The sequence below is a fragment of the Planktothricoides raciborskii GIHE-MW2 genome (assembly GCF_040564635.1).
Lineage (GTDB): Bacteria > Cyanobacteriota > Cyanobacteriia > Cyanobacteriales > Laspinemataceae > Planktothricoides > Planktothricoides raciborskii.
In genome coordinates this window covers 4,874,960-4,895,032 of the sequence record NZ_CP159837.1, presented here as the reverse complement: position 1 = coordinate 4,895,032, position 20,073 = coordinate 4,874,960, and the positions used below count along the sequence as shown (strand labels likewise).

At 44.9% G+C, this 20,073-nt stretch carries 15 protein-coding genes; 5 read left to right on the top strand and 10 right to left on the bottom strand.

The genetic code is table 11. From position 1 onward, the window contains the following. The first annotated feature begins 278 nt into the window (after positions 1 to 278). Both ABWT76_RS21005 and glgP read left to right on the top strand, forming a co-directional pair. Positions 279 to 689, top strand: a complete 411-nt coding sequence (locus ABWT76_RS21005) for a GFA family protein (protein WP_054466851.1) — start codon at positions 279 to 281, stop codon at positions 687 to 689. Between the two features lie 585 nt (positions 690 to 1,274). Continuing rightward, positions 1,275 to 3,878, top strand: coding sequence for an alpha-glucan family phosphorylase (gene glgP, locus ABWT76_RS21000; protein WP_054466852.1), 2,604 nt, complete (start codon positions 1,275 to 1,277; stop codon positions 3,876 to 3,878). Between the two features lie 268 nt (positions 3,879 to 4,146). On the opposite strand, the gene ABWT76_RS20995 is transcribed toward glgP, so the two are convergent. Continuing rightward, positions 4,147 to 4,362, bottom strand: a complete 216-nt coding sequence (locus ABWT76_RS20995; protein ID WP_054466853.1) for a hypothetical protein — start codon at positions 4,360 to 4,362, stop codon at positions 4,147 to 4,149. An 809-nt stretch (positions 4,363 to 5,171) separates the two neighbouring features. Between ABWT76_RS20995 and ABWT76_RS20990 the strand changes: the two genes are divergently transcribed. Further along, the gene (locus tag ABWT76_RS20990; protein WP_054466854.1) at positions 5,172 to 5,705 is read left to right on the top strand and encodes a cyclic nucleotide-binding domain-containing protein; all 534 of its coding nucleotides are present in this window, start codon (positions 5,172 to 5,174) and stop codon (positions 5,703 to 5,705) included. 165 nt (positions 5,706 to 5,870) lie between these two features. Here ABWT76_RS20990 and ABWT76_RS20985 read toward each other — a convergent pair whose 3' ends face one another. The 8 genes from ABWT76_RS20985 to ABWT76_RS20950 all read right to left on the bottom strand — a co-directional run bounded on the left by ABWT76_RS20985 (position 5,871) and on the right by ABWT76_RS20950 (position 15,628). Next, positions 5,871 to 6,023, bottom strand: a complete 153-nt coding sequence (locus ABWT76_RS20985) for a hypothetical protein (RefSeq protein ID WP_156331802.1) — start codon at positions 6,021 to 6,023, stop codon at positions 5,871 to 5,873. Between the two features lie 437 nt (positions 6,024 to 6,460). Then, positions 6,461 to 6,838: a DUF1815 family protein gene (locus tag ABWT76_RS20980; RefSeq protein ID WP_054466855.1), complete on the bottom strand. Its 378-nt coding sequence runs from the start codon at positions 6,836 to 6,838 to the stop codon at positions 6,461 to 6,463. 1,075 nt (positions 6,839 to 7,913) lie between these two features. Beyond that, entirely contained in the window at positions 7,914 to 8,126 is a 213-nt protein-coding gene (locus tag ABWT76_RS20975) for a DUF2839 domain-containing protein (RefSeq protein ID WP_054466872.1), read from the bottom strand. Positions 8,127 to 8,277: 151 nt separating this feature from the next. Continuing rightward, positions 8,278 to 9,882 carry a helicase C-terminal domain-containing protein gene (locus tag ABWT76_RS20970; protein ID WP_054466873.1) on the bottom strand — a complete coding sequence of 535 codons (1,605 nt, stop codon included), beginning with the start codon at positions 9,880 to 9,882 and terminating at the stop codon, positions 8,278 to 8,280. Positions 9,883 to 9,947: 65 nt separating this feature from the next. Continuing rightward, positions 9,948 to 10,814: a hypothetical protein gene (locus ABWT76_RS20965; protein WP_190878563.1), complete on the bottom strand. Its 867-nt coding sequence runs from the start codon at positions 10,812 to 10,814 to the stop codon at positions 9,948 to 9,950. Positions 10,815 to 10,947: 133 nt separating this feature from the next. Beyond that, positions 10,948 to 11,553 carry a DUF1517 domain-containing protein gene (locus tag ABWT76_RS20960; RefSeq protein WP_054466857.1) on the bottom strand — a complete coding sequence of 202 codons (606 nt, stop codon included), beginning with the start codon at positions 11,551 to 11,553 and terminating at the stop codon, positions 10,948 to 10,950. A 55-nt stretch (positions 11,554 to 11,608) separates the two neighbouring features. Then, positions 11,609 to 13,171 (bottom strand): pentapeptide repeat-containing protein, encoded by a 1,563-nt coding sequence (locus ABWT76_RS20955; RefSeq protein ID WP_054466858.1) that lies wholly within the window; start codon positions 13,169 to 13,171, stop codon positions 11,609 to 11,611. Positions 13,172 to 14,095: 924 nt separating this feature from the next. After that, positions 14,096 to 15,628: a pentapeptide repeat-containing protein gene (locus ABWT76_RS20950; protein WP_054466859.1), complete on the bottom strand. Its 1,533-nt coding sequence runs from the start codon at positions 15,626 to 15,628 to the stop codon at positions 14,096 to 14,098. Between the two features lie 569 nt (positions 15,629 to 16,197). Here ABWT76_RS20950 and ABWT76_RS20945 point away from each other — a divergent pair. Continuing rightward, positions 16,198 to 17,049, top strand: a complete 852-nt coding sequence (locus ABWT76_RS20945; protein WP_054466860.1) for a prephenate/arogenate dehydrogenase — start codon at positions 16,198 to 16,200, stop codon at positions 17,047 to 17,049. Between the two features lie 432 nt (positions 17,050 to 17,481). Beyond that, the gene (locus ABWT76_RS20940; protein WP_054466861.1) at positions 17,482 to 17,793 is read left to right on the top strand and encodes a DUF6679 family protein; all 312 of its coding nucleotides are present in this window, start codon (positions 17,482 to 17,484) and stop codon (positions 17,791 to 17,793) included. Positions 17,794 to 18,031: 238 nt separating this feature from the next. Here ABWT76_RS20940 and ABWT76_RS20935 read toward each other — a convergent pair whose 3' ends face one another. Then, positions 18,032 to 19,690 (bottom strand): MBL fold metallo-hydrolase, encoded by a 1,659-nt coding sequence (locus ABWT76_RS20935; RefSeq protein WP_054466862.1) that lies wholly within the window; start codon positions 19,688 to 19,690, stop codon positions 18,032 to 18,034. Positions 19,691 to 20,073: the final 383 nt, after the last annotated feature.

The following is a 20,073-nucleotide window of genomic DNA, read 5'->3' as shown; positions in this document are numbered from 1 at the left end:
GAATTTTCCTATGCATCCTCTTTCCTATGCATCCTCTTTCCTCTTTCCTATGCATCCTCTTTCCTCTTTCCTATGCATCCTCTTTCCTCTTTCCTATGCATCCTCTTGCCTCTTGCCTCTTGCCTCTTGCCTCTAATGGGGTATGTGGTGCATTTATTTCTGCCCGTAAACTTATATATTGGTTGCGTAATTCCTGATCTGCTGTAGGGGCGCAATGCTTGCGCCCCTGATGCTTTGTATCACACACAATTAAAATAACTATAAAGTACAAAAAAACAATGACTGAAAATCTTGCAAAACCTGTCATATACGAAGGTGGCTGTCACTGTGGGGCGGTGCGTTTTCGCGTCCGGCTGGAAAAGAAACCGAGAAAAGAAAAATATGAAGCAATTTCATGTAACTGCTCAATTTGTAACAAAAAAGGGTTTTTACATTTAATTGTCACCGCCAAAAACTTTACCCTATTAAAAGGAGAAGATGCCCTAACAACTTACCAATTTAATACAGGAGTAGCGAAACACCTATTTTGTAAAAATTGCGGCATTCACTCCTTTTATCGTCCGCGATCGCACAGAAACGGATTTTCAATCAATCTCCACTGCTTAGATGAGGACATACTGGAGCAATTTCAGATTATTCCTTTTGATGGCAAAAATTGGGAAAAAAATATCCACAAGATTGCCGATTAAATATCGCCGATTTTTTCCCAGACCGCTCGATATACTTCTGGCAAAATACTGCCCTCGCTCCCCCCAACCCCCCTTAAAAAGGGGGGCTTTTTATTCTGGGAAAGCCAGAAGTCTAATGACTATGGGGGGAGGCGATCGCCGATGATTTGCGACCCAGCAAGGGCGATCGGCGATCGGGAATATCAGGCAATATCACAATGGCAACTATTAAGAAAATCTAAGATTCACAGAAACTTGCAGAGAAAGCATTTACTCTAATCTTAGACATCTAATTACTGAATCTTCCCTAAACTATGTCCCAAAAATAACCAAAGCCATCATTATACACGAATTCGTGAAAAATTGGCTGTAAAATTCATATTTGCCGTAATAACATTTGTAAATATGAACCGAGAAAAGTCAATGTTTTCTCAGTTTTCGGGATCAAGCATCACTCAAATCATCTGCTTTTCTTGACAAATCACACAAATCACCGACGGAATTCAAAAACGGATCGATGCTTTGTCACCGCCAATACCTACCCTTGAGTGAAACTTTCTCCTAGGCGTTTTTCACTTTGTTTATCAAATTCTGGAGTTGCTTCTTATGCAGCCAATTCGCACATTTAATGTATCTCCCGCTCTCCCCTCAACCCTCGAACCACTAAGGACATTAGCCTATAATCTTTATTTTGACTGGAACACCGAAGCCAAAGACTTATTTCGTCGTCTCGATCCTGACCTGTGGGAATCCAGCCGTCACAATCCGGTCTTAATGCTAGGCACGATCGCCCAATCCCGACTGATCGAAGTCTCCGAAGATGAAGGCTTTCTCGCCCAAATGCACCGAGCCGCCAGTCAACTAGAAGATTATCTCAAAGAACGCACCTGGTTTCGCAAACATCGCCCCAAAGAAAAACAACAAGAATGTTACGCTTACTTCTCCGCCGAATTTGGTCTGAGTGATTGCTTACCCATCTACTCTGGGGGCTTAGGGGTTCTCGCTGGAGATCACCTCAAATCCGCCAGTGACTTGGGTTTACCCTTAGTTGGGGTTGGTTTGCTTTACCAAGAAGGCTACTTTAGCCAGTATCTCAACCCGGATGGGTGGCAACAAGAGCATTACCCCATCAACGACTTTTACAATATGCCCCTGCATTTAGAACGGGATGCGAACGGCGAAGAACTGAGAATTGCCGTAGACTATCCCGGTCGCCAAGTTTACGCCAGAGTTTGGCGAGTGCAAGTGGGCACAGTGGCATTGTATATGCTCGACACCAATATCGAGCCCAACAATCCTTACGACCACGACATCACCGATCAACTCTACGGAGGAGATCAGGATATGCGGATTCACCAAGAAATTATGCTGGGGATTGGTGGGGCAAAAATGCTGAAAGCCTTGGGACTGAAGCCCAAAGCTTATCACATGAATGAAGGTCACTCCGCCTTTTTATCCTTGGAACGGATTCGAGAATTAATTCAGGAAGAAGGACTGAGTTATCTGGAAGCCAAAGAAGCGGTCACCGCCAGCAATTTATTCACCACCCATACCCCTGTTCCCGCAGGGTTTGACCTGTTCCCCGCCGAAAAGGTGATGTATTATTTGGGTCACTATCAAGAAATTTTTGGCATTTCCCGCGAACAATTTCTCGCCTTGGGACGGGAAAAAAGTGGGGATTTAGATGCCCCATTTAGTATGGCAACCCTAGCGATTAAAACTGCCAGTTTCTACAACGGGGTCAGTAAGCTGCATGGGGAAGTGTCACGGGATCTATTTAAGGATCAATGGCCCGAAGTGCCGGTGAATGAAGTGCCGATTACTTCAATTACCAATGGGGTTCATGCTCGCAGTTGTGTCAGCAAGTACAATCAAGAATTGTTCGATCGCTACCTCGGACCCAAGTGGCCATCCACCCCAGCAGATCGTCCGATTTGGGATAAAGTCTACTCCATTCCTGATGAAGAATTGTGGCGGACTCACGAACGCTGCCGGACGGAATTAGTCGTGTTTGTCCGAGAACGCTTGCAAAAATATTTGCGCGATCGCGGTGCTTCCCTGGTGGAAATTGAACACGCCAAAAATGTCCTCGATCCCACCGTATTGACCATTGGCTTTGCTCGTCGTTTTGCCACCTACAAACGGGGTAACTTATTCCTCCGCGACCTAGACCGCATCAAACGGATTTTATTTGACCTGCATCACGAGCGTCTTCAAGGGGGACTGGGGAGCCATAAAAAACGCATGGTTCAGTTCGTGATTGCCGGAAAAGCCCACCCCAAAGATATTCCGGGCAAACAGATGATTCGCGACATCATCCACACCGTTCGGGAACAGGGATTAGGCGATCGTGTAGTCTTTATTCCCAACTACGATATCTACGTTTCTCGGCTAATGGTTGCCGGTTGTGACGTTTGGCTGAATAACCCTCGGCGCCCTCGCGAAGCCTCCGGCACCAGCGGCATGAAAGCGGCCATGAATGGCATTCTCAACCTAAGTATTCTCGATGGTTGGTGGGATGAAGCGGACTATGTACGCACCGGGTGGCCGATTGGCAGTGGTGAAATGTATGAAGATCAAAATTATCAAGATCAAATCGAAGCCAATGCCCTCTACGATTTAATCGAACAAGAAGTGGTGCCCCTGTTCTACGATCGCGATCCCGAAGGGATTCCCCATCGCTGGGTGGCCAAAATGAAAGACGCCATTCGCCTGAATTGCCCCACCTTTAACACCTCGCGGATGGTCGGTGAATATGCGGAAAAAGCTTACTTTACCGTGAGCGATCGCTATGACACCATGACAGGGAACCACTATGCTGCCGCCAAAGAACTTGCCCACTGGAAACAAAAGCTATTTAACAATTGGTACGACATCAAAATTGTCGATATCGATATTTCTGAATCCGCCGACATTCAGGTTAACCAAAATATAGGCGTAAAAGCCCGAATCAACCTAGCTGGGTTATCCCCATCGGATGTAGAAATTCAACTCTATAAAGGCGCCGTAGATGCAGAGGGCGAAATTGTGAACGGTCAAACCGTGGTGATGGATCATCAAGGGTTCGACTCTCACCACCACAGCGTTTACACGGCCACCATTAATTACACCGCCTCCGGGTTACAAGGGTTATCATTGCGGGTATTACCCAAACATCAATATTTGAGCAACTCCTACCAACCGGGTTATATTCTCTGGGCGAATAGCTAATATTTTAGAGTTTTTCCCTTTGAGGTTATCGGTCTGAGGAAAAAACCCGGTTTCTTAGGAAATCGGGTTTTTTCATTGTTTTTTTATTGTTTTTTTATTGTTTTTTCATTTTTTTTCATTGATGCGGCGCCGATGTTTTTTTTGTTTATGGTCAAACACGATCAAAAAACTAGATGCCGTGAGAGGATTATATCGATGCTATATAATAATTCTGATAGTTATCAAGTCTAAATATAAAAAATCATGAAAAAATCATTTAAATAATCATTTAAATAATCGCTGAAATTTCATTGCCAATCTTAATCCGTCTGCGAACCACAGAACGGAGTAAGCGGTCAATTGCTTGTCGCTCTTCGTCATTAATCGCTTCGGTCATAATCGCTGCCATTAATCCATAGCGGTCAGCCTTTGTGAGTTGTCGGGTTTTACTCACGTGAGCCATCATTTCGCCAATGGCTCCTGGTAATAGGTTAACGTTTACCATACAAGGTTGCTGAAACACTCTAATTGTATCTTGACACATTTTCATAACATAATCCGTGATTACATCGACAACTTAGTTGTGATTTCTGCCATCAAGGGAAGTGATATGCATAGCCGTTTTTTGTGATTTCCAGCATATACTTAAGTGATGCTTCCGCCCAACATTGGGGAAGGAATCACCGTCGGCGATGAATTTGTAGTAGGGGTGAACAGGCGTTGATCCCTAATTTTGAAAGGGAATAAAGGGGATTTGGTATTCTCTGAGCGCGATCGCCTTTAAGGTAGCTGAAGCAGGAACACCTAGAAAATTGTGAAAATTGTGCTGCTAACTCTTGAAAAGGTCCGTTTTACCCTGGAGGTAGGATTTATCCTGGAGGTAGGAAAAATTGCCTGGAGGTTGTATTCTGTGATTGTTTCACCAGAAAGGCTCATCGGAGACGTAGGAGCACCCTAATTATTCTGACCACAGAGGTCAGCGATCGCTCGCTGCTGGCTCGCCAAGGATCCGGGCTGTGTCCTCCAGGCTGATTGTTTGCCCCCAGAAACAGATCGCCGATTCCAGTGCGATCGCTGACCGCGAAATCACAAAAGATGATCGTTATTTGAGGATTATTTGAGGATTATTTGACAAAAATCGGTTCAAAACCAAGAGAAAACCGCTACCGATTTTAGGTCAATTATGTTACTCTAATTGCGCGGGGTTGAGATTATCCCTCCTTCATCCCCACCCTCAGATTTATTAGAGTTGGCTGGTGATTCATTCATCTTTACTCAATACTTTTGTCAATCAGATCGGGAGAACATATCACCATGACTAAAGCACTTTTTATTCTCAACGAATTGATTAATGAAGACTTAGACTGGATTAGCGAAAAAAGTCGGAAAAGAATCATTCAAGCTGAAGAAATTTTAATCCACGAAGGAGAAGAAATTCAAGCTCTTTATATGGTCTTAACCGGCACCTTAAGCGTTTCTATTAAGCCGTTAGAAGATGAAGAGTTAGCGAGAATTTATCCCGGAGAAATCGTCGGCGAAATTTCTTTTATTGATAATCGGCCAACGGTCGCCACCGTCAAAGCCCTGGAAGAATCGGTGGTTTTAGAAATTTCTCGGTGGGAACTGACATCAAAACTCAACCGCAATATGGCATTTGCTGCCCGATTTTATCGGGGAATTTCTATGTGTCTGGCGGACAGAATTCGCGGCACCGTGGGGCGATTAGGCTATGGCAAAGATATCGAAGAAGATTTAGATGACAACCAAACCATTAATCCGATTGTTTTGCATAACCTAGAATTAGCCGAAGCTAAGTTTAACTGGCTCATGGCTAACGCAACTTACTAAAAACTTACTAAAATTTAGGCTTTTTTTCTGGGATCAGAGCCTTGATTAAGAGTCTTGATGACGAGTCCTGATTAACTTGCTGAAGATGGCGGCATCATTTAGCATAATCAAAATCCAACGATTTATGACCATAAAAATGCCATGATTTTCAGACCAAAAAGCGGATTAAACTATGCCACCGATGGTAATTAAGTCAATAATGGTAAATAACTGATTTAGCCCAAACCGCCAATAAGCTTGTTGAACTGAGCAAATCGCGTCGCGATCGCTGAATCCATAATTCCACTCAAATATAACGCCCTCGTTACACCATAGCATCTATTTTCAGCACCACATCCCGAATCATCTTGGTCAAAAATCGCCAGTTAAGTCCCTAAGCAGAATCCCTGAGCCGAATCCCTGAGCCAAATCCCTGAGCCGAATCCCTGCGGCCTGAAATCTATAGAAATGTACGATAAAAGTACGATAAAAGTACGATAAAGGCACGGGTCTGGTACGGCAAATTCTTTCCCGGTCATAGTGAAAACCGGGGTGATTTGATGGCTGATATTCGCAATTTCGGCTGGAGAATTGATTCAAAGCCAGATTAATCTAATTAATCTAAAGCGAGACTAGCTGGTGGTCAAGAAATCAGCCGGTTGAATCCCCAAGTTGAATCCCCAAGTTGAATCCCTAAGTTGAATCCCTAAGTTGAATCCCCAAGTTGAATCCCCAAGCTGTTCCTTAACCCCACTTTCTCTATGAACGGGGTAGGCTTAGGCGTGCTGAGTTTTCAGTTCAGTATCCCATTCCAGGGTTTTATCCTTGGCTTTTGCTGCGTCCATCGGCTTGATTTGATACTTGACTAAATTTGCCAGTTCTTGCAGTTGAGCGATCGCCTCTGCACCTTCCAACTTCATTAATTCGCGATCGTCACGCATTTCCGTCCAGGTAATCCCATAGTCCGACACCAAAAATCGAATCAGGTGATTTTCCCCTAGGCTGACCATAAAGGATGCGCTATTGAGCTCTCCTCCACAGGTATAACAAGAGGCCAGATATCCCCGGTTTTCCAGCACGATTGCCAATGCTTGCAGATTCATCACCAGATCCCGGACAAATTGACGGTGTTGTTCAGCGAGTCTTATAAACACAGTAGTCCTCCATTCACCACACCTTATACACTTTAGCGTAAATTTTATATTTTCTTTAGATTTGCCCCTGCCGCTAAGATTTATCTACCAACCCTGGCGAAAACTCACCAGACCTTTCTCAGATTGCCGAGGTTCTAATTTAACCGATTTTTCAGATCCGAAAAGTATCAAAACAATCTACTCAGAAAGTGCTATACCTTCAGATCCTCAACAGGGGGTTAGATTTCCGGAAAACTTTAGTGGTAAATCTTTTTCTCAGTTTGGGGTGAAACCGATCACAAAAGGCTGGTATGGTGTAGTTTTCAGATGTTTTTCGTCAAAAAAATTTGATGATTTAAAATTCTTATCATCACCATTTAGAATTTGCGTCGTTTGGTTGCTATTATAGCATAGCTCATTTTAAACCTTGGTGTTTTGTTACAATACTTAAGGAATACTGAGCCATTTGATTAAATATTCTTATAAATAATTATCGGCAATTAAAAAACCCCGGCCATAAATTAAGCCTATTATGGCAAAGTTTTGAGGCTAATATCGATTTCATGGGAGTTTGAGGGTTTAATTTCCCAGGTTTGATTGGGAAAAAATTAAGCTCATTCCGGTTTAATTTTTTAAATTCCGCCGCCAATATGTCAGGATACAATAACATTTTTGGTGCCGATAGAGCGGAGTTAATTGGGAAAAATTTAAGTTAACCAGAGATGCAGATCGGCAGTAATTCATGGGCGATCGCGACTGAGAATCCCTCATCCATCCAAAAATCAACTCAAAATAAATTAGCTTGACACGGGGCAAAAAATATTTAGATTTTATTTATTTTTTTCTCAATTGAAACGGAACAAAAAGTCAATCTCTGATTTGCCACGCTGATTTACCAAGTAGATTTTCCCGAAAATAGGGGTTTTCAATTTTGTCCTAAATATTAAAAATTTATAAATAGTATGTATTAGCTAGTCCGCATTCAGCGGTCAGCATTCAGCGGTCAGCATTCAGCGGTCAGCCCACAAACAGGGTGATGTGACGGATGTAGAGAGTAGAGACGCGATCGAGAAATGCGTCTCTACGGCTGAGGCGATTAGTTAATTGCCCACCACCCCAAAGAAGGGCCGATAAATCGGACAGTGAGCCACCAAACCACCAGCAATGCAATCCCCACCCAAGCTCCTTTAGTGGTCAATTGGACAAACTGATCAGCTTGACTTTTCGTCACTGGCATCCAAGGTAGGATGTAATCCTCGTGACCGTATTTTTCTCCTAATGCCTCTTTGCGGCGTTTTGCTTCTCCCATAGTTAATTCCCCTGCTGATAATGAATATTGTGTTATCTGTAGAAACATTTTAAGGGAGCGGGGGTAAACGGTGCTTTCGGTGCGGGAGAAAGGACTTTCGGACGTAGCAGCGGAAAATCCACTTTCATCCAAATAACCGATCGCAAAGTAACTAATTATTTTTGGCATCCCCAAAACAAGTTATATCTAGATAGTCGATGCGGGCATAGGGACTGAGGGCGGCCAATACTTCTTTGCCGTAGGTGCGGTGTAGTGTACGGTTGTCCAGCAAGGCGACCACCCCTTGAGTTTGTCGCAGGGGTGCGATCGCCTGTTGTAAGGTATTCAAAGCCGTGGGCAAAAGATAGAGGCGAAACCAATCCTGCCGGTTTTGTTTATAATAAGCCACCCGACCGGCTACCAGGGGATTTTCCAGGGAAGGAATGGGCAAAGTAGCGATCGCCAGCAGTTTTGGCGGCGGGAAAAAGGATGGTGGGTGCTGACACCAATATTCCCAGCCAGTGACTAAAATTCCTTGGTCATTTTCTGGGGGTTTTTCCACCTGCACCCGTGAGCCAAATTCTGCCGCGAGAATCGATCCCAGCCGCGCTTTCAGGGGAACATCGTCTACCACAATCACCGTGAGTCCCTTGGCTGAGGCACTAATACAAAGTAACTGGCGCAGTTGCTCTAATAATACCCCTTGAAATTGGGGCGTATTTGGCATAGGAATTCGCTCCGGCAAGTAAAGCTGAATGATCTCATTCTGGCGATCGACGGAAAATTTGACACAAGTTAAATCTCCCAAGCCAACTTTTTGCCGATAGATCGAGGCGTCTGAGTCCAGATCCAAAGCGCCACCAATCAGCACCACGGGCTGTTGAGGCCAAACATTGGCCAAAGCGGAAGCCACTTCAATCGGGCCACTGGATAAAGTAAACTGACCGCGATCGCGGTTAACTTCTGCCCAGAGCAAAGAAGACCGGTCTATAGCCGAGTTGCCTTCCTGAGCGGCATTATGGGGGTGAAATTGTTGCCAAAAAAGATGCCAATTATCGGGCAAAGAGAGGACTTTACCGCGATCGGAAATAGACCCGGAATCAGTCTGAGGGGAAAATTCCAGGGCGTTGAGTAAATCTTGAAGAATTTCTTGCTCCGTTTGATCGAGCAAATAGCACTGATAAGGATTGGCGGGATGCTGAAACAGCGAATGGGTGAGTTTTACCCGAACTTGACGGATGGTTTCCGCGCGATCGGGACGGGCGAGAAGTAGTTGATTCCAGTCACTTTCATTGAGGCTAAAACTAAGTTGCTGACGCGCCGATTGTTCTAATTGATCGGCACAGTCGAGGATGGTTGGCACCCCACGAGGCAATCGACCGCTGTCAGATAAACGGTCTGCTAACCAAGATTCTGGAGAAATAATCAGCAGACCGGGGAAGTCCTCCCCAGGCCAGCGATCGCCGGTGCGAATGGTTTTATGAGTGCCAATCCATTGCTGTAACTGAGGAATTTCCACAAACTGTAAACGCTGTTGCACGGAATCCGGTGCCACCAAGATGGCCGGGGAAGACCACATTAAGATCGGCATCAGATAACTCAGGCGGTGACGTCCGTAGAAGCCCACGCTCGGCACCCCGGTTTGGATCAAGGCACTCCGACCCAGACGCAACGCCCGTGCTACCAGTCGCCCCATCGTCAAATGATGGGGCCAGTATGGTTCCGCCTGCGATCGCAGGAATGCACGGAGTTGTTGGTGGACTTCTACTTCAATCACTTTCAAAACAACTTTTAAAGTTTCACTCGGGGTATATAACAGTTCATTCAAGCACCCCGGAGCAACTAGCGTCTACGTCCAGCAAAAGAGCGCCTCGAACCAAAGCCACTTCTCACGGCGGGCGATCGGCCACTGCCAAAGCTGCCAGAACCGCGCTGGAATCGGCTAGTGGCGGAAGGTTCCGAACGTTTCAGGTTACTCGCACCAAACCCCGAACCCGTAGGCCGATTATTGCTCACCGCAGGAGTAGAACTCTTCCCTGTGACTGGATTATTGGATCGGATTCGACCCGTTGTCCGAAACTGAGAAGTATTTTTCACCGCTGGAGGGGGAGACTGGTAGCGAGTTTGATATTGCTGCACCGCTTGGCTATAAGTATTGCCATATCCACCATAGCCTGTGAGAACGATTCCGGGTTGATAAATCGGGGGCACATAGTAATGGGGAGTAAACAACATATTTGCCACCATTTGTCCGGCTAATGCCCCAGCAAAGGGAGTCCAAAAACTCGACTCGCGTTGCACAATCACCGTTTGGGGTTGATTGGTCTGCGGGTTGGTTTGGGTTTCCGTCACCGTGTGGATATACTCAATTTTGAAATCTTCACTCAGGTGTAAAACCGCTTGACCAGAGGCAATTTCCAAATAACTGCTTTGGCCGTGGGAAATTTCTTCATCGGTTAAACGGGCCATCTGTAAATCGGTGGTGACAAAGACCGACTGTGGAGCATTGAGTACAAATAAACTATAAGCACCATCCCCATCGTTATAACTACCTTGTTGAACGGGATAGCGGCCTGTAGGGAGTTTGGTGGCAGAGGCGGCGGCGATGAAATTAGCCCCTGGTATGATGGCGGCGGTTGATTCCCCAGCCGCTAACGTCGTCGAACAGAGCAAGATTCCCAGGAAAAGTGCAATGAGTTTGAGAAACATAAATCAATCAAGAAAGGGTAAAAAATACATCTGGATTCGGATCTCACCTGTGTGGGTAGGAACAAGCGATCGCTTGCTCCTACCAGCGATGCTTAGGCTTTGGCGTAAGACCTGTAAAGTCTCACAATCAAGCCTATAACGGAATCAATTCAGGAAAATATTCTAACAACTGTTCATCGGTGAGTCGATCGCCGAGTTGGGCGGGAGAAAAATGAATTTGAATGGCGCGGAGTTTTTCTTGATAGTGTAAGTTGATTAAAGCGTTGAGGGCAGCGCCCAGGGCTTCAACTTCGCTTAAATCCGTTTCCAGGTCAGGCACTTCGCCTTCATAAGCAACGGTGAGCATGACCACTAAATTCTGAGTCACGGGCAAGGATAAAAGTGCGTCTGGGGAAGTTTCCGCTTGATTGGGATCAATTTCACTCAAGTATCGTTGACCAGAGTCGGTAAACAGTTCAGTCCAATAGTCTCCGGCTTGCCCTTCATCCCAAAATACATCGCCTTCGTTGGCAGCAGATTGCCAATAAGCATCATTTTCTAGTAGCTTTTGACAAATTTCTACCAATCCTTCACCAATGACGGACAGATCGCCGTCAGAGGCGATCGCCTCTCTGGCAATGCCATTGAGCAATCCCAGCAGCGGCGTCACCTCTGACCCTTTCAAGTGAACAAATAAGCGACAGACCACAAAGCGAGTCCGGCCAAACATTTGATTCATGCGATCGGTAATGGGTTTCATCTTTGTTTCCTCATGGATGCAAAAAAACTATCCTCTATTCAAGCCTTAACATTGGTTATTCTTCTAAATAATAAAATCCTTGAACAAACTCCACTAACTTTTCCAAAGACAATGAATCGTTCTTTTTGCTTCTCAGGTGGCGATCTTTCACGGAATTAAAGGCCGACGATGAAGGAATTAACCTTTGCCCAAAACTGGGGTCTTGATAAAGGTCAATGGTGCGATCTCTTGAATTCGTTATTTTTACCTGAGTAGGAGCCTGTAAAAAATTTAGCTTCATTCCTTCAGAGTTTTTTGGCAGTTCCAGCTTCATTTCTTGAGTCATTTGCATCGTTTGACTCAAAGCTCTACTCAATTGCTTAATTTGCTTCAAAGCTTCCATGCTATGACTTTTAATCGCATATCCTTGCAACATTTTCATCAATCGCACAATATTCGCCTGGGTTTCTCTAGCGTTTTCAAAGGGTAAAACTGCTAAATAAGCCGTTGGGAAAATTTGCTCGTCACTATCAACCTTGAAAATAATTTGGGTGCGGCGAAATCCTACTTCAATACTAGGAGAATGGTGCCACAAATTACATTGTTTATAAATTTGATAATAAGTATTTGCTAGAGCCAAATTCGCTTCCGGATCGTTCGGCTCATCCACAATAATCCGCACCGTCGGTGGGGTTTGATTGAAAAACTTTTTCGCTTGTTCTGGTGTAAATCTGTAGATTTTACTGCGATCGCCGTGAGCACTCAAATCAACCCATTCACAGGTAATCCCTTCAGTTTTGAGATCATATCTGGCTACGGCAAAAAGTTTAGCTCCCGTTAATGTAGCGCCACTGAGATCCGCCCCCACCCAGTCAACGCGAATCAAATTCGCTTGGGTTAAATCAGCGTGAACAAAGCTGGCATTGGTTAAAGTCGCATTGGTCAAATCGGCTCCTAGTAAATTCGCCCCACTTAACTTAGCATCGCTCAGGTCAGCCCATCTTAAATTGGCACCACTGAGGTCAGCCCAGCGCAGATTCGCCCCTCTTAAATTGGCGCCATTGAGATTGACCCGACTGAGATTCGCGTGCCTGAGTTCTGTATCACTCAGATCAGCCCCACTGAGATCCGATCGACTGAGATCCGTGGCACTCAAGGTGGCGTGTTCTAAGTTGGCGCCCACTAGACTACATCCGCGCATATCCGCCTCACTCAAGTTGGCACCACTGAGATTGGCTTGTTTGAGTTGGGCTTCTCGCAGATCCGCCCCACTGAGGTTGGCTTCCCGCAAGTTGGCTTCGGACATTTCCGCCCTAATCATTTCTGCCCGAATCAAAGCCGCTTGGATCATTTCTGTGCCTTTAAGGTTAGCCCGGACTAAGTTGGCGACATTGAGAATGGCGCCATTGAATTTGGCCAGGGTAAAATTTGCCCCACTCATTTTGGCGACATTGAGTTTGGCACCCGTTAGGTTTGCTTCGCTAAGATTGGCGCCACTGAGATTGGCAATACTCAGGGTGGCATCAGAGAAGTTGATCCCAGCTAAATTTGCTCGACTGAGGTTAACTTCTGTGATGTTGATCCCAGAAAAGTTTCTTTCTCCATCGCCATATTTTTTGAGAATTTCCTCTGCTTCCATTGTACCTTTAATATTTTTGATGAGGTTTTCACTTCAAACCTACCAGGGAGCGATCGCGTGCTGGGATGAAATTTTTGCTTCAAGATGCTGACCCACCGGCATTGGGCTGGAAACAAGATCCAAAAAACACGCCCGAAGGCTTTTCATCCGCTTGAGCAGGCACAAGGTAGGCAGTTCAAGGGCGATCGCGTGGTCTTCGGTTGGTAGTTGCTTGGCAAAAGACTGATGACTTTTAGGTTCAAACCAGTCTAAATCCCAGTCTAAATCGACTTCAACTTCAAACGACCCAGAAAGGATGTTTCCAGGTGAGAAGATGATCGCCGCTCACTTTCTATGATGACTCAGATTATGACGTGATTTCTAATTGATTTAAATTTTAAAACTCGTGTCTGAAGATATGTATCATAGGGATTAAATCTGAGATCCGGGAGCAATCCGGGCGCTTAAGGTGGAGATATATTTTTTGGCTGGGATGCTTTCAGCGACGTTTCCTGTTCAAAACTTCCCCTGGGCCGATGGTCAATTCCTGGGTTCAAGCTGGACTGGGTAATACCAATTTCAAAAATGATCACTACAGATTAATGTGACGCTGGCTCCCCCCAAACCATTTTGACTAAAGAAGGATTAAACTACAAAAGATTAAAGTAAAGGGGCATTAAAGTAAAGGGGCATTAAAGGGGTATGTTTTGTCTAAGGCTTGTCTTTGTCTAAGGGATTAAAAATTGGCTCATTCCTCAATCAAAAAATCCCCATATGACAATTAATCAAACCTGAAGGTTTTGTCAAATTGACCAGGTAAAAATTTGGTTTGGCAACTTTGCGTAAATCCCGGTTATTGATGATATCTTTGGTTACATTTCCCGCAGATATGCGGTTGAGTTATCATCTAAGATAATCTAACCATAAATTGAGTTTATGGCCGATTTATCGGTAATTGCCTGGACGATAATTACCACCATCTAAACCTTTGATAAAGTTAACAATAATATTGACAGGGGGCAATTTTAAATTGGGGACAGAAATGACGAATTCTGAGATTTCAGCAATTAAAGAGATTAACAAACGTTTGCCAAAGTTAGGATTATGATATACATCCAAGGTTCGATTTCCTGAATTGGTTAATAGGGTTTGGGTATGAGCCTGAAAAAATTTTTCTCTTTGGACTGTGCGAGTAAAGGTTGGTGAATTATGGATTTCTTTAACACTTTCTATCGCTTGATTCAGTCGATTTAAGATTTCAGGAGATTGAATCATTTGCACCACATGAATCAGATTTTCTTGGGTAACTTTAGCATCAGCAAAAGGCAGGATAGCGGCGAAGGCGATCGCAAATAAACTCTGGTCACTGTCCATTGTAAAAGTGAGTTTGGTTCTCCGTTGACTGAGTTCAATATTTGGCGGAATCGTCATGGCGGAATACCTCTGAGCAATTTGATGATAGGTCAGGGCAACCGCTAAATGAGCATCGGCATCCAAGGGAGCATCAATAATAATTTGCACCGTTGGCAACGTATTATGAAAAAAGCTTTCCGCTCCTTGGCCGGTAAATCGGTAAACTTGTGTGCGATCGCCATTTTGACTCAGATCAACCCACTCACAAGTTAACCCTTCAGTCTTCAGACCAAAACGAGACACCGCATAAAGTTTGGCGCCGGTTAAGGTCGCCCCAGAAAGATCCGCCCCCATCCAATCCACCTCGCTGAGATTAGCTTGGCGTAAATCCGCATAAACTAAACTCGCATCAATTAAATTCGCCTGATGCAAATTCGCGCCTCGTAAATTCGCCCCACTCAATTTCGCTCCCGTCAGGTCAGCCCCACTCAAATTTGCCTCACTTAAGTCTGCCCAGCGCAAATTCGCCCCACTCAAGTCGGAGCCAATCAATTTGGCACTAGAGAGATCCGCTTGTCTCAACTCTGTATTTCTCAAATTAGTGGCGGTGAGATCCGCTTCACTAAAATTCGTTTCTCGCAAATTTGATAATTCAAGATTAGCCCCAATCAGAGAAGTTCCGCGAAAATCTGCCTCCGTTAAATTGGCATTGACTAAGTTGGCTTGTCTGAGTTTAGCTTCGCGTAAATTGGCGCCATTTAAATTCGCTTGTGCTAAATTAGCTCCACTTAATTCTGCTCGCATCAACTCCGCTCTAATTAAAGCCGCTTTGATTAGTTGTGCATCACTCAGATCCGCTCTAATTAAATTAGCAACATTGAGATCCGCACTCGACAGATTCGCCCCTGTCAAATGAGCGCTATTCAGTTTAGCCACATTCATTTTTGCATGAGAAAGATTCGCCCCAGAGAGATTCGTCCCACTGAGATTCGCAATACTCAAGTTGGCTCCACTTAAATCGATATCTCGTAAATCTAACTGGGAAAGATTGACTTCAGTCAGGTTACTACCAGCAAAATTTCTTTCGCCCAAAGCATATTTTTTGATCAGTTCTTCAGCTTCCATCGCCCTACCCTGAAAAATTCCGATGTGATATATTTAACTTTTAGCTAATTTTAGCTCAAAATTAAATATATCATATAGAAAAGTTAATAAATTAAATTGTCTGGTTGATTAATATTTTCGAGCGTTTTAATTCTCTAGCGAATCACTTTCATGGGGCTAGAGAAAAAAATCTGAAAAAATTATTTGATTGAATTCGAGATTTTTAGCCAGAATCCAAACAAAACACTAATCTACAAAAGCTCCAATATTTTATTTTGACAGAGGGTTGCCGCGTCAACATGGCCAATAAAGACTCCTGGGCAGACAGCATAAGGGCAGACAGCATGGGCGAGGCGGGTGATTTCGCCAGAGGACTCAGGGGGCTGCGTGAGAGTAGATTCCCGCTGGCTGCGGAAATCTACTCATGGCAATGGTAAGGTTATAGGTGCATCCAAAGTCCGTCATAAAAACTCGTGAAGCAATATATCTCACGGTCTATGATGGCTCCGCTTGAAACTAGGTTCTTTGAACCACTCACAGGATGTGCTTAGTTCACTATGATGACCGATTGTCAGTTTTTTGGATAGCAAATGAATATTGGGATTGTTGGACTGGGACTAATTGGTGGTTCATTAGGGTTGGATTTGCGCTCACAGGGGCACCAAGTTTTAGGGGTTTCTCGTCGCCAAACGACTTGCCGAGTTGCCAAAGAACGCGGCATTGTTGATGAATCTGATGTGGATCTCAAGCTGATGGCATCCGCAGAGGTGGTGTTTATTTGCACGCCGATCGCTTTGATTGCGCCGACGGTAAAACAGCTTATTCCTTATCTGGCTGCTGATGCCATCATAACGGATGTCGGGTCAGTAAAAATGCCAATCGTCGAAGCAGTTTCTCCCCTGTGGCCGAATTTTGTCCCCGGACATCCGATGGCTGGTACGGCAGAAACAGGTGTAGATGCGGCATTACGCAATTTGTTTGTCGGGCGACCTTATGTGCTGACCCCGATCGCCACCACTCCTTTGAATGCGGTGGCAATGATCGCCCAACTTGCGGCTTCCCTAGGATCCCAGGTTTATCAATGTAGCCCCCAATCCCACGATCGCGCCGTGGCTTGGATTTCTCACCTGCCGGTGATGGTAAGTGCCAGCTTATTGGATGCTTGTACCCAGGGTGAAACGGATCCGACGGTGCTGGAATTGGCGAAACAATTGGCTTCTTCTGGGTTTCGGGATACCAGTCGGGTCGGTGGGGGTAATCCTGAACTGGGACTGATGATGGCTCAATACAATCGCTCGGAATTGCTGCGATCTCTATATGTTTATCGAAACACTCTCAATGATTTGATTTCCCAGATCGAGGCCGAAAATTGGCCGGGGATCCAAGAAAAACTCGCACGCACCGCCCAGGAACGTCCGGAATTTGTCAAAAATTTAAACTGACCCCATTGCCTGGAAACGCCAAACAAGCGTTAAAATAGTTCACACAGATGACAATCGTTCATCAAAACAAATGCATTCAATTGTTCTCAAACCAATGGCGACAATTTTTCTCTGGACATTTGTTGCAAAATTCGATTGGCGGATTGCTTTTGATGGCTTTTTCAGCAATCAACGCAGCCAAATGCTCACTTTTCGAGTTAAACTATTCAACTAACTCAGTCTAAGAGGTCGATCCCGCCCCTAGAATGTAACAATCAATACATGATTTCTCAATCCAAATCAATCCTAATCAATCCTAAATTGAGCGAAGTGAATAGGTGAGTGATTCCCTCACCGATTTGACATTCACCAAAGCATAAACTGTTGATAATTTGACAGAAAATCAGTCAATAATAGACCTTGAAAAATTTAACCGTCGAGGAGAAACTACCCATGCTACACCGCAAGATATATCAACTTTGTTGTGATGGTCGTGAAGTTTATGTTTTCTTGCGGGATCAGCAACGTTGGATTGAACGTGCTCACATTTTAGATATTGAAGGAGATTTAGTCACCCTGCGCTATGAAACTGATGAAGACGATGAGATTTGTTCTTGGGAAGAAATCGTTCGCTTAGAAAGTATTGGCTCGATTAGTCAAAAGTTAGCATCGGTGCCAACAGGTAATTTTGATCTACCGATTTCTGACGATTGTCCCGAAGCTGAACAATTGCCAAAGTCGTCTCCAGACTCTAATTCAGACTAAAGTTCTAGACCGATATAATCCCTTGATTCTAGGATGTGGTCTAGCAATATTTTGAGATATTAATTAGTCAGTCAGCGATCGCCTGTCTGACTAATTTTTTTATTGGTTATTTATTGGTTATTTATTGGTTATTTGTTGTTGTTTGTTGGTTATTTGTTATTTGTGGCTCACTTTAATAAATAACTAATAAACAATAACCAACAACAAATAACCAACAACAAATAACCAATGAATTAAGTTAAGATTGGGTTCCAGTGGCTTCAAAAGCTGGACAGTATCCCGTGGGTGTCACCTTAAAACTGAACAACGGTGAGTTTTGATTCCAGCAACGTTGCCCCCGGTAGTGCCAGCAGTTACCGCAACAGTCAATTTCTGGGGGGACTCTGGCGGCATTCCCTTGGTTGAGTAGTTCTCTTTGGGATAAACCGCGTAATACCAATTCATCCCCTTGCCAACGGATTTCGACTAATCCCGTGTCCGCAAAGGTTTGCCAGCGGGGATCCGTGGAGATCGCCCCCGGTAGCCCAATAGTCACCCAGTCATCTTCTTCCGTTAATTCCCCTTCATAAGTGGTTGGGGTATTTTCCGGTTGGATAAAGGTTTCACCGATGGGTAATTCTACCAGTTGCATCCCCTGGGGTAAATGCAGTTGGTAACGATTGCGTAATTCTTCCAAATTGGTCAAATCGGCCAAATAGTTGGCGGAACTGTGAAAAAATAGAACGTGCTGAGGGCGAATATTGTGAATCAGTTGGGTGGTGCCAGAAACATCGCAATGTTCCGCCAGTAAGTAAGTTTCCACGAATAATTGCGGGTTCTCAGGGGGGACAGACGGTCGGATACGAGGCTGTCCAGGACTTTCTGGGGTTAAGACTAGCCAAGGGGTCGAAGCGGTTTGGCAATACTGTTGTAAATCCGCAGTTTCATCGGTGAGGACGATACAAGGAGAACCCCCTAAAAGTTGTCTTTGTTCGGGAAGTAATCGCCGCGTCCGAGGTCTTACTCGGTCATCCCAAAACAGGGGTTGATGTTGAGCAAAATTCTGAACGGTGGTCGGCAAGTCCGAGAGTATGTTTAAATAGGCATCACAACCCAGGGCAACTTGTCCATCCACCCAGATATCTAAGTCTTTCCCGGTGAAGTGGTGGTGCGATCGCAGCAACATCAAGAGTTCTTGACCTAAACCCAAGGCCGGTGAGGGCAGAATTACCGATTGTCCTTGGGCGATCGCCCGATTGATCCGTTCTGCCAGTTGATTTTCCAGGGTGCGTCGTTTTCGGATCCGAGAAGTGCCATAAGTGCCTTCGAGAATTAAAACATCAGGACGCAATCCTCGTAACTCCTCCAGGGGCAACCCTTCTACTAATCGCGAATTGGACAGCAGAAAATCTCCTGTGTACAGGACGGTATAAGTATGAGATGACCTTTTTGATTCTTGGGGGTCAAGATAACTCAACAAGATAGCGGCAGCCCCAGGTAAATGACCAGAGGGAAATAGTTGAGCCGTTAAACCATCCAGTAATTCAATCGGGGTGCGCCACGGCAGGGCTTGAAAAAACGGTGTCACCCCTGGGGGATTGCTCATACAAAGATCCGGCCAATTCAGTGGTAATAGTTGCGTGGTCACTTCACTGGCATAAATCGGTAATTGATTAAATGCCTGATGCAACGCTAATAAACCTTGGGCATGATCCGGATGGGCATGAGAACAAAACACCAAATCTGCCGGTAGCCCATTGTCAGATATGGCCTCTGACAATGGGGCAATATTTTTTAAACCACAGTCAAGTAGAACTCGGTACGGACCGATTCGCAGGAGTAAACAAACTCCCTCATCTTCATAACCCACGCTATAGGGTAAACATTCCAGCGGTGTGACGTTGGCTTGGTTTTCCACTTTTGATTGTGATTGATGGCGATGATTGGATTTAGATCGGACTGATGCATGGAACGCAATTGGTCCGTTGTTGTTCTGTGCGGTAACGCACGGACGCTGCATCTAGAGTCGATGGGTCAGTTCTATCTGAAAACCATCTAAAACAACCTAGTAATCTCTAGCTGCTTTTTCAGCTTACCGTTTAACGCTCAAATTCGGATCGCCTTTGCGCCTTTGATGCCAGATGGCGATCCTGAACCAGAATCTTGAACCAGATATCCTCAAGAGCAAGATATCCTCTAGGATAGAGAGGCCGATTTCCCGTTGATTCTCCCGTTGATTCTCCCGTTGATTCTCCCGATTGATTCTCCCGGTTGATTCTCCCGTTTCATTTCCTTTGATCC

Excerpts from the sequence above, each read along its gene's own strand:
- ABWT76_RS20960 (WP_054466857.1), bottom strand. The coding sequence starts at position 11,553 with ATGAAACCCATTACCGATCGCATGAATCAAATGTTTGGCCGGACTCGC.
- ABWT76_RS20940 (WP_054466861.1), top strand. The coding sequence starts at position 17,482 with ATGCTACACCGCAAGATATATCAACTTTGTTGTGATGGTCGTGAAGTT.
- ABWT76_RS20975 (WP_054466872.1), bottom strand. The coding sequence starts at position 8,126 with ATGGGAGAAGCAAAACGCCGCAAAGAGGCATTAGGAGAAAAATACGGT.
- glgP (WP_054466852.1), top strand. The coding sequence starts at position 1,275 with ATGCAGCCAATTCGCACATTTAATGTATCTCCCGCTCTCCCCTCAACC.
- ABWT76_RS20945 (WP_054466860.1), top strand. The coding sequence starts at position 16,198 with ATGAATATTGGGATTGTTGGACTGGGACTAATTGGTGGTTCATTAGGG.
- ABWT76_RS20950 (WP_054466859.1), bottom strand. The coding sequence starts at position 15,628 with ATGGAAGCTGAAGAACTGATCAAAAAATATGCTTTGGGCGAAAGAAAT.
- ABWT76_RS20965 (WP_190878563.1), bottom strand. The coding sequence starts at position 10,814 with ATGTTTCTCAAACTCATTGCACTTTTCCTGGGAATCTTGCTCTGTTCG.
- ABWT76_RS20985 (WP_156331802.1), bottom strand. The coding sequence starts at position 6,023 with ATGCTATGGTGTAACGAGGGCGTTATATTTGAGTGGAATTATGGATTC.
- ABWT76_RS20955 (WP_054466858.1), bottom strand. The coding sequence starts at position 13,171 with ATGGAAGCAGAGGAAATTCTCAAAAAATATGGCGATGGAGAAAGAAAC.
- ABWT76_RS21005 (WP_054466851.1), top strand. The coding sequence starts at position 279 with ATGACTGAAAATCTTGCAAAACCTGTCATATACGAAGGTGGCTGTCAC.
- ABWT76_RS20995 (WP_054466853.1), bottom strand. The coding sequence starts at position 4,362 with ATGGTAAACGTTAACCTATTACCAGGAGCCATTGGCGAAATGATGGCT.
- ABWT76_RS20990 (WP_054466854.1), top strand. The coding sequence starts at position 5,172 with ATGACTAAAGCACTTTTTATTCTCAACGAATTGATTAATGAAGACTTA.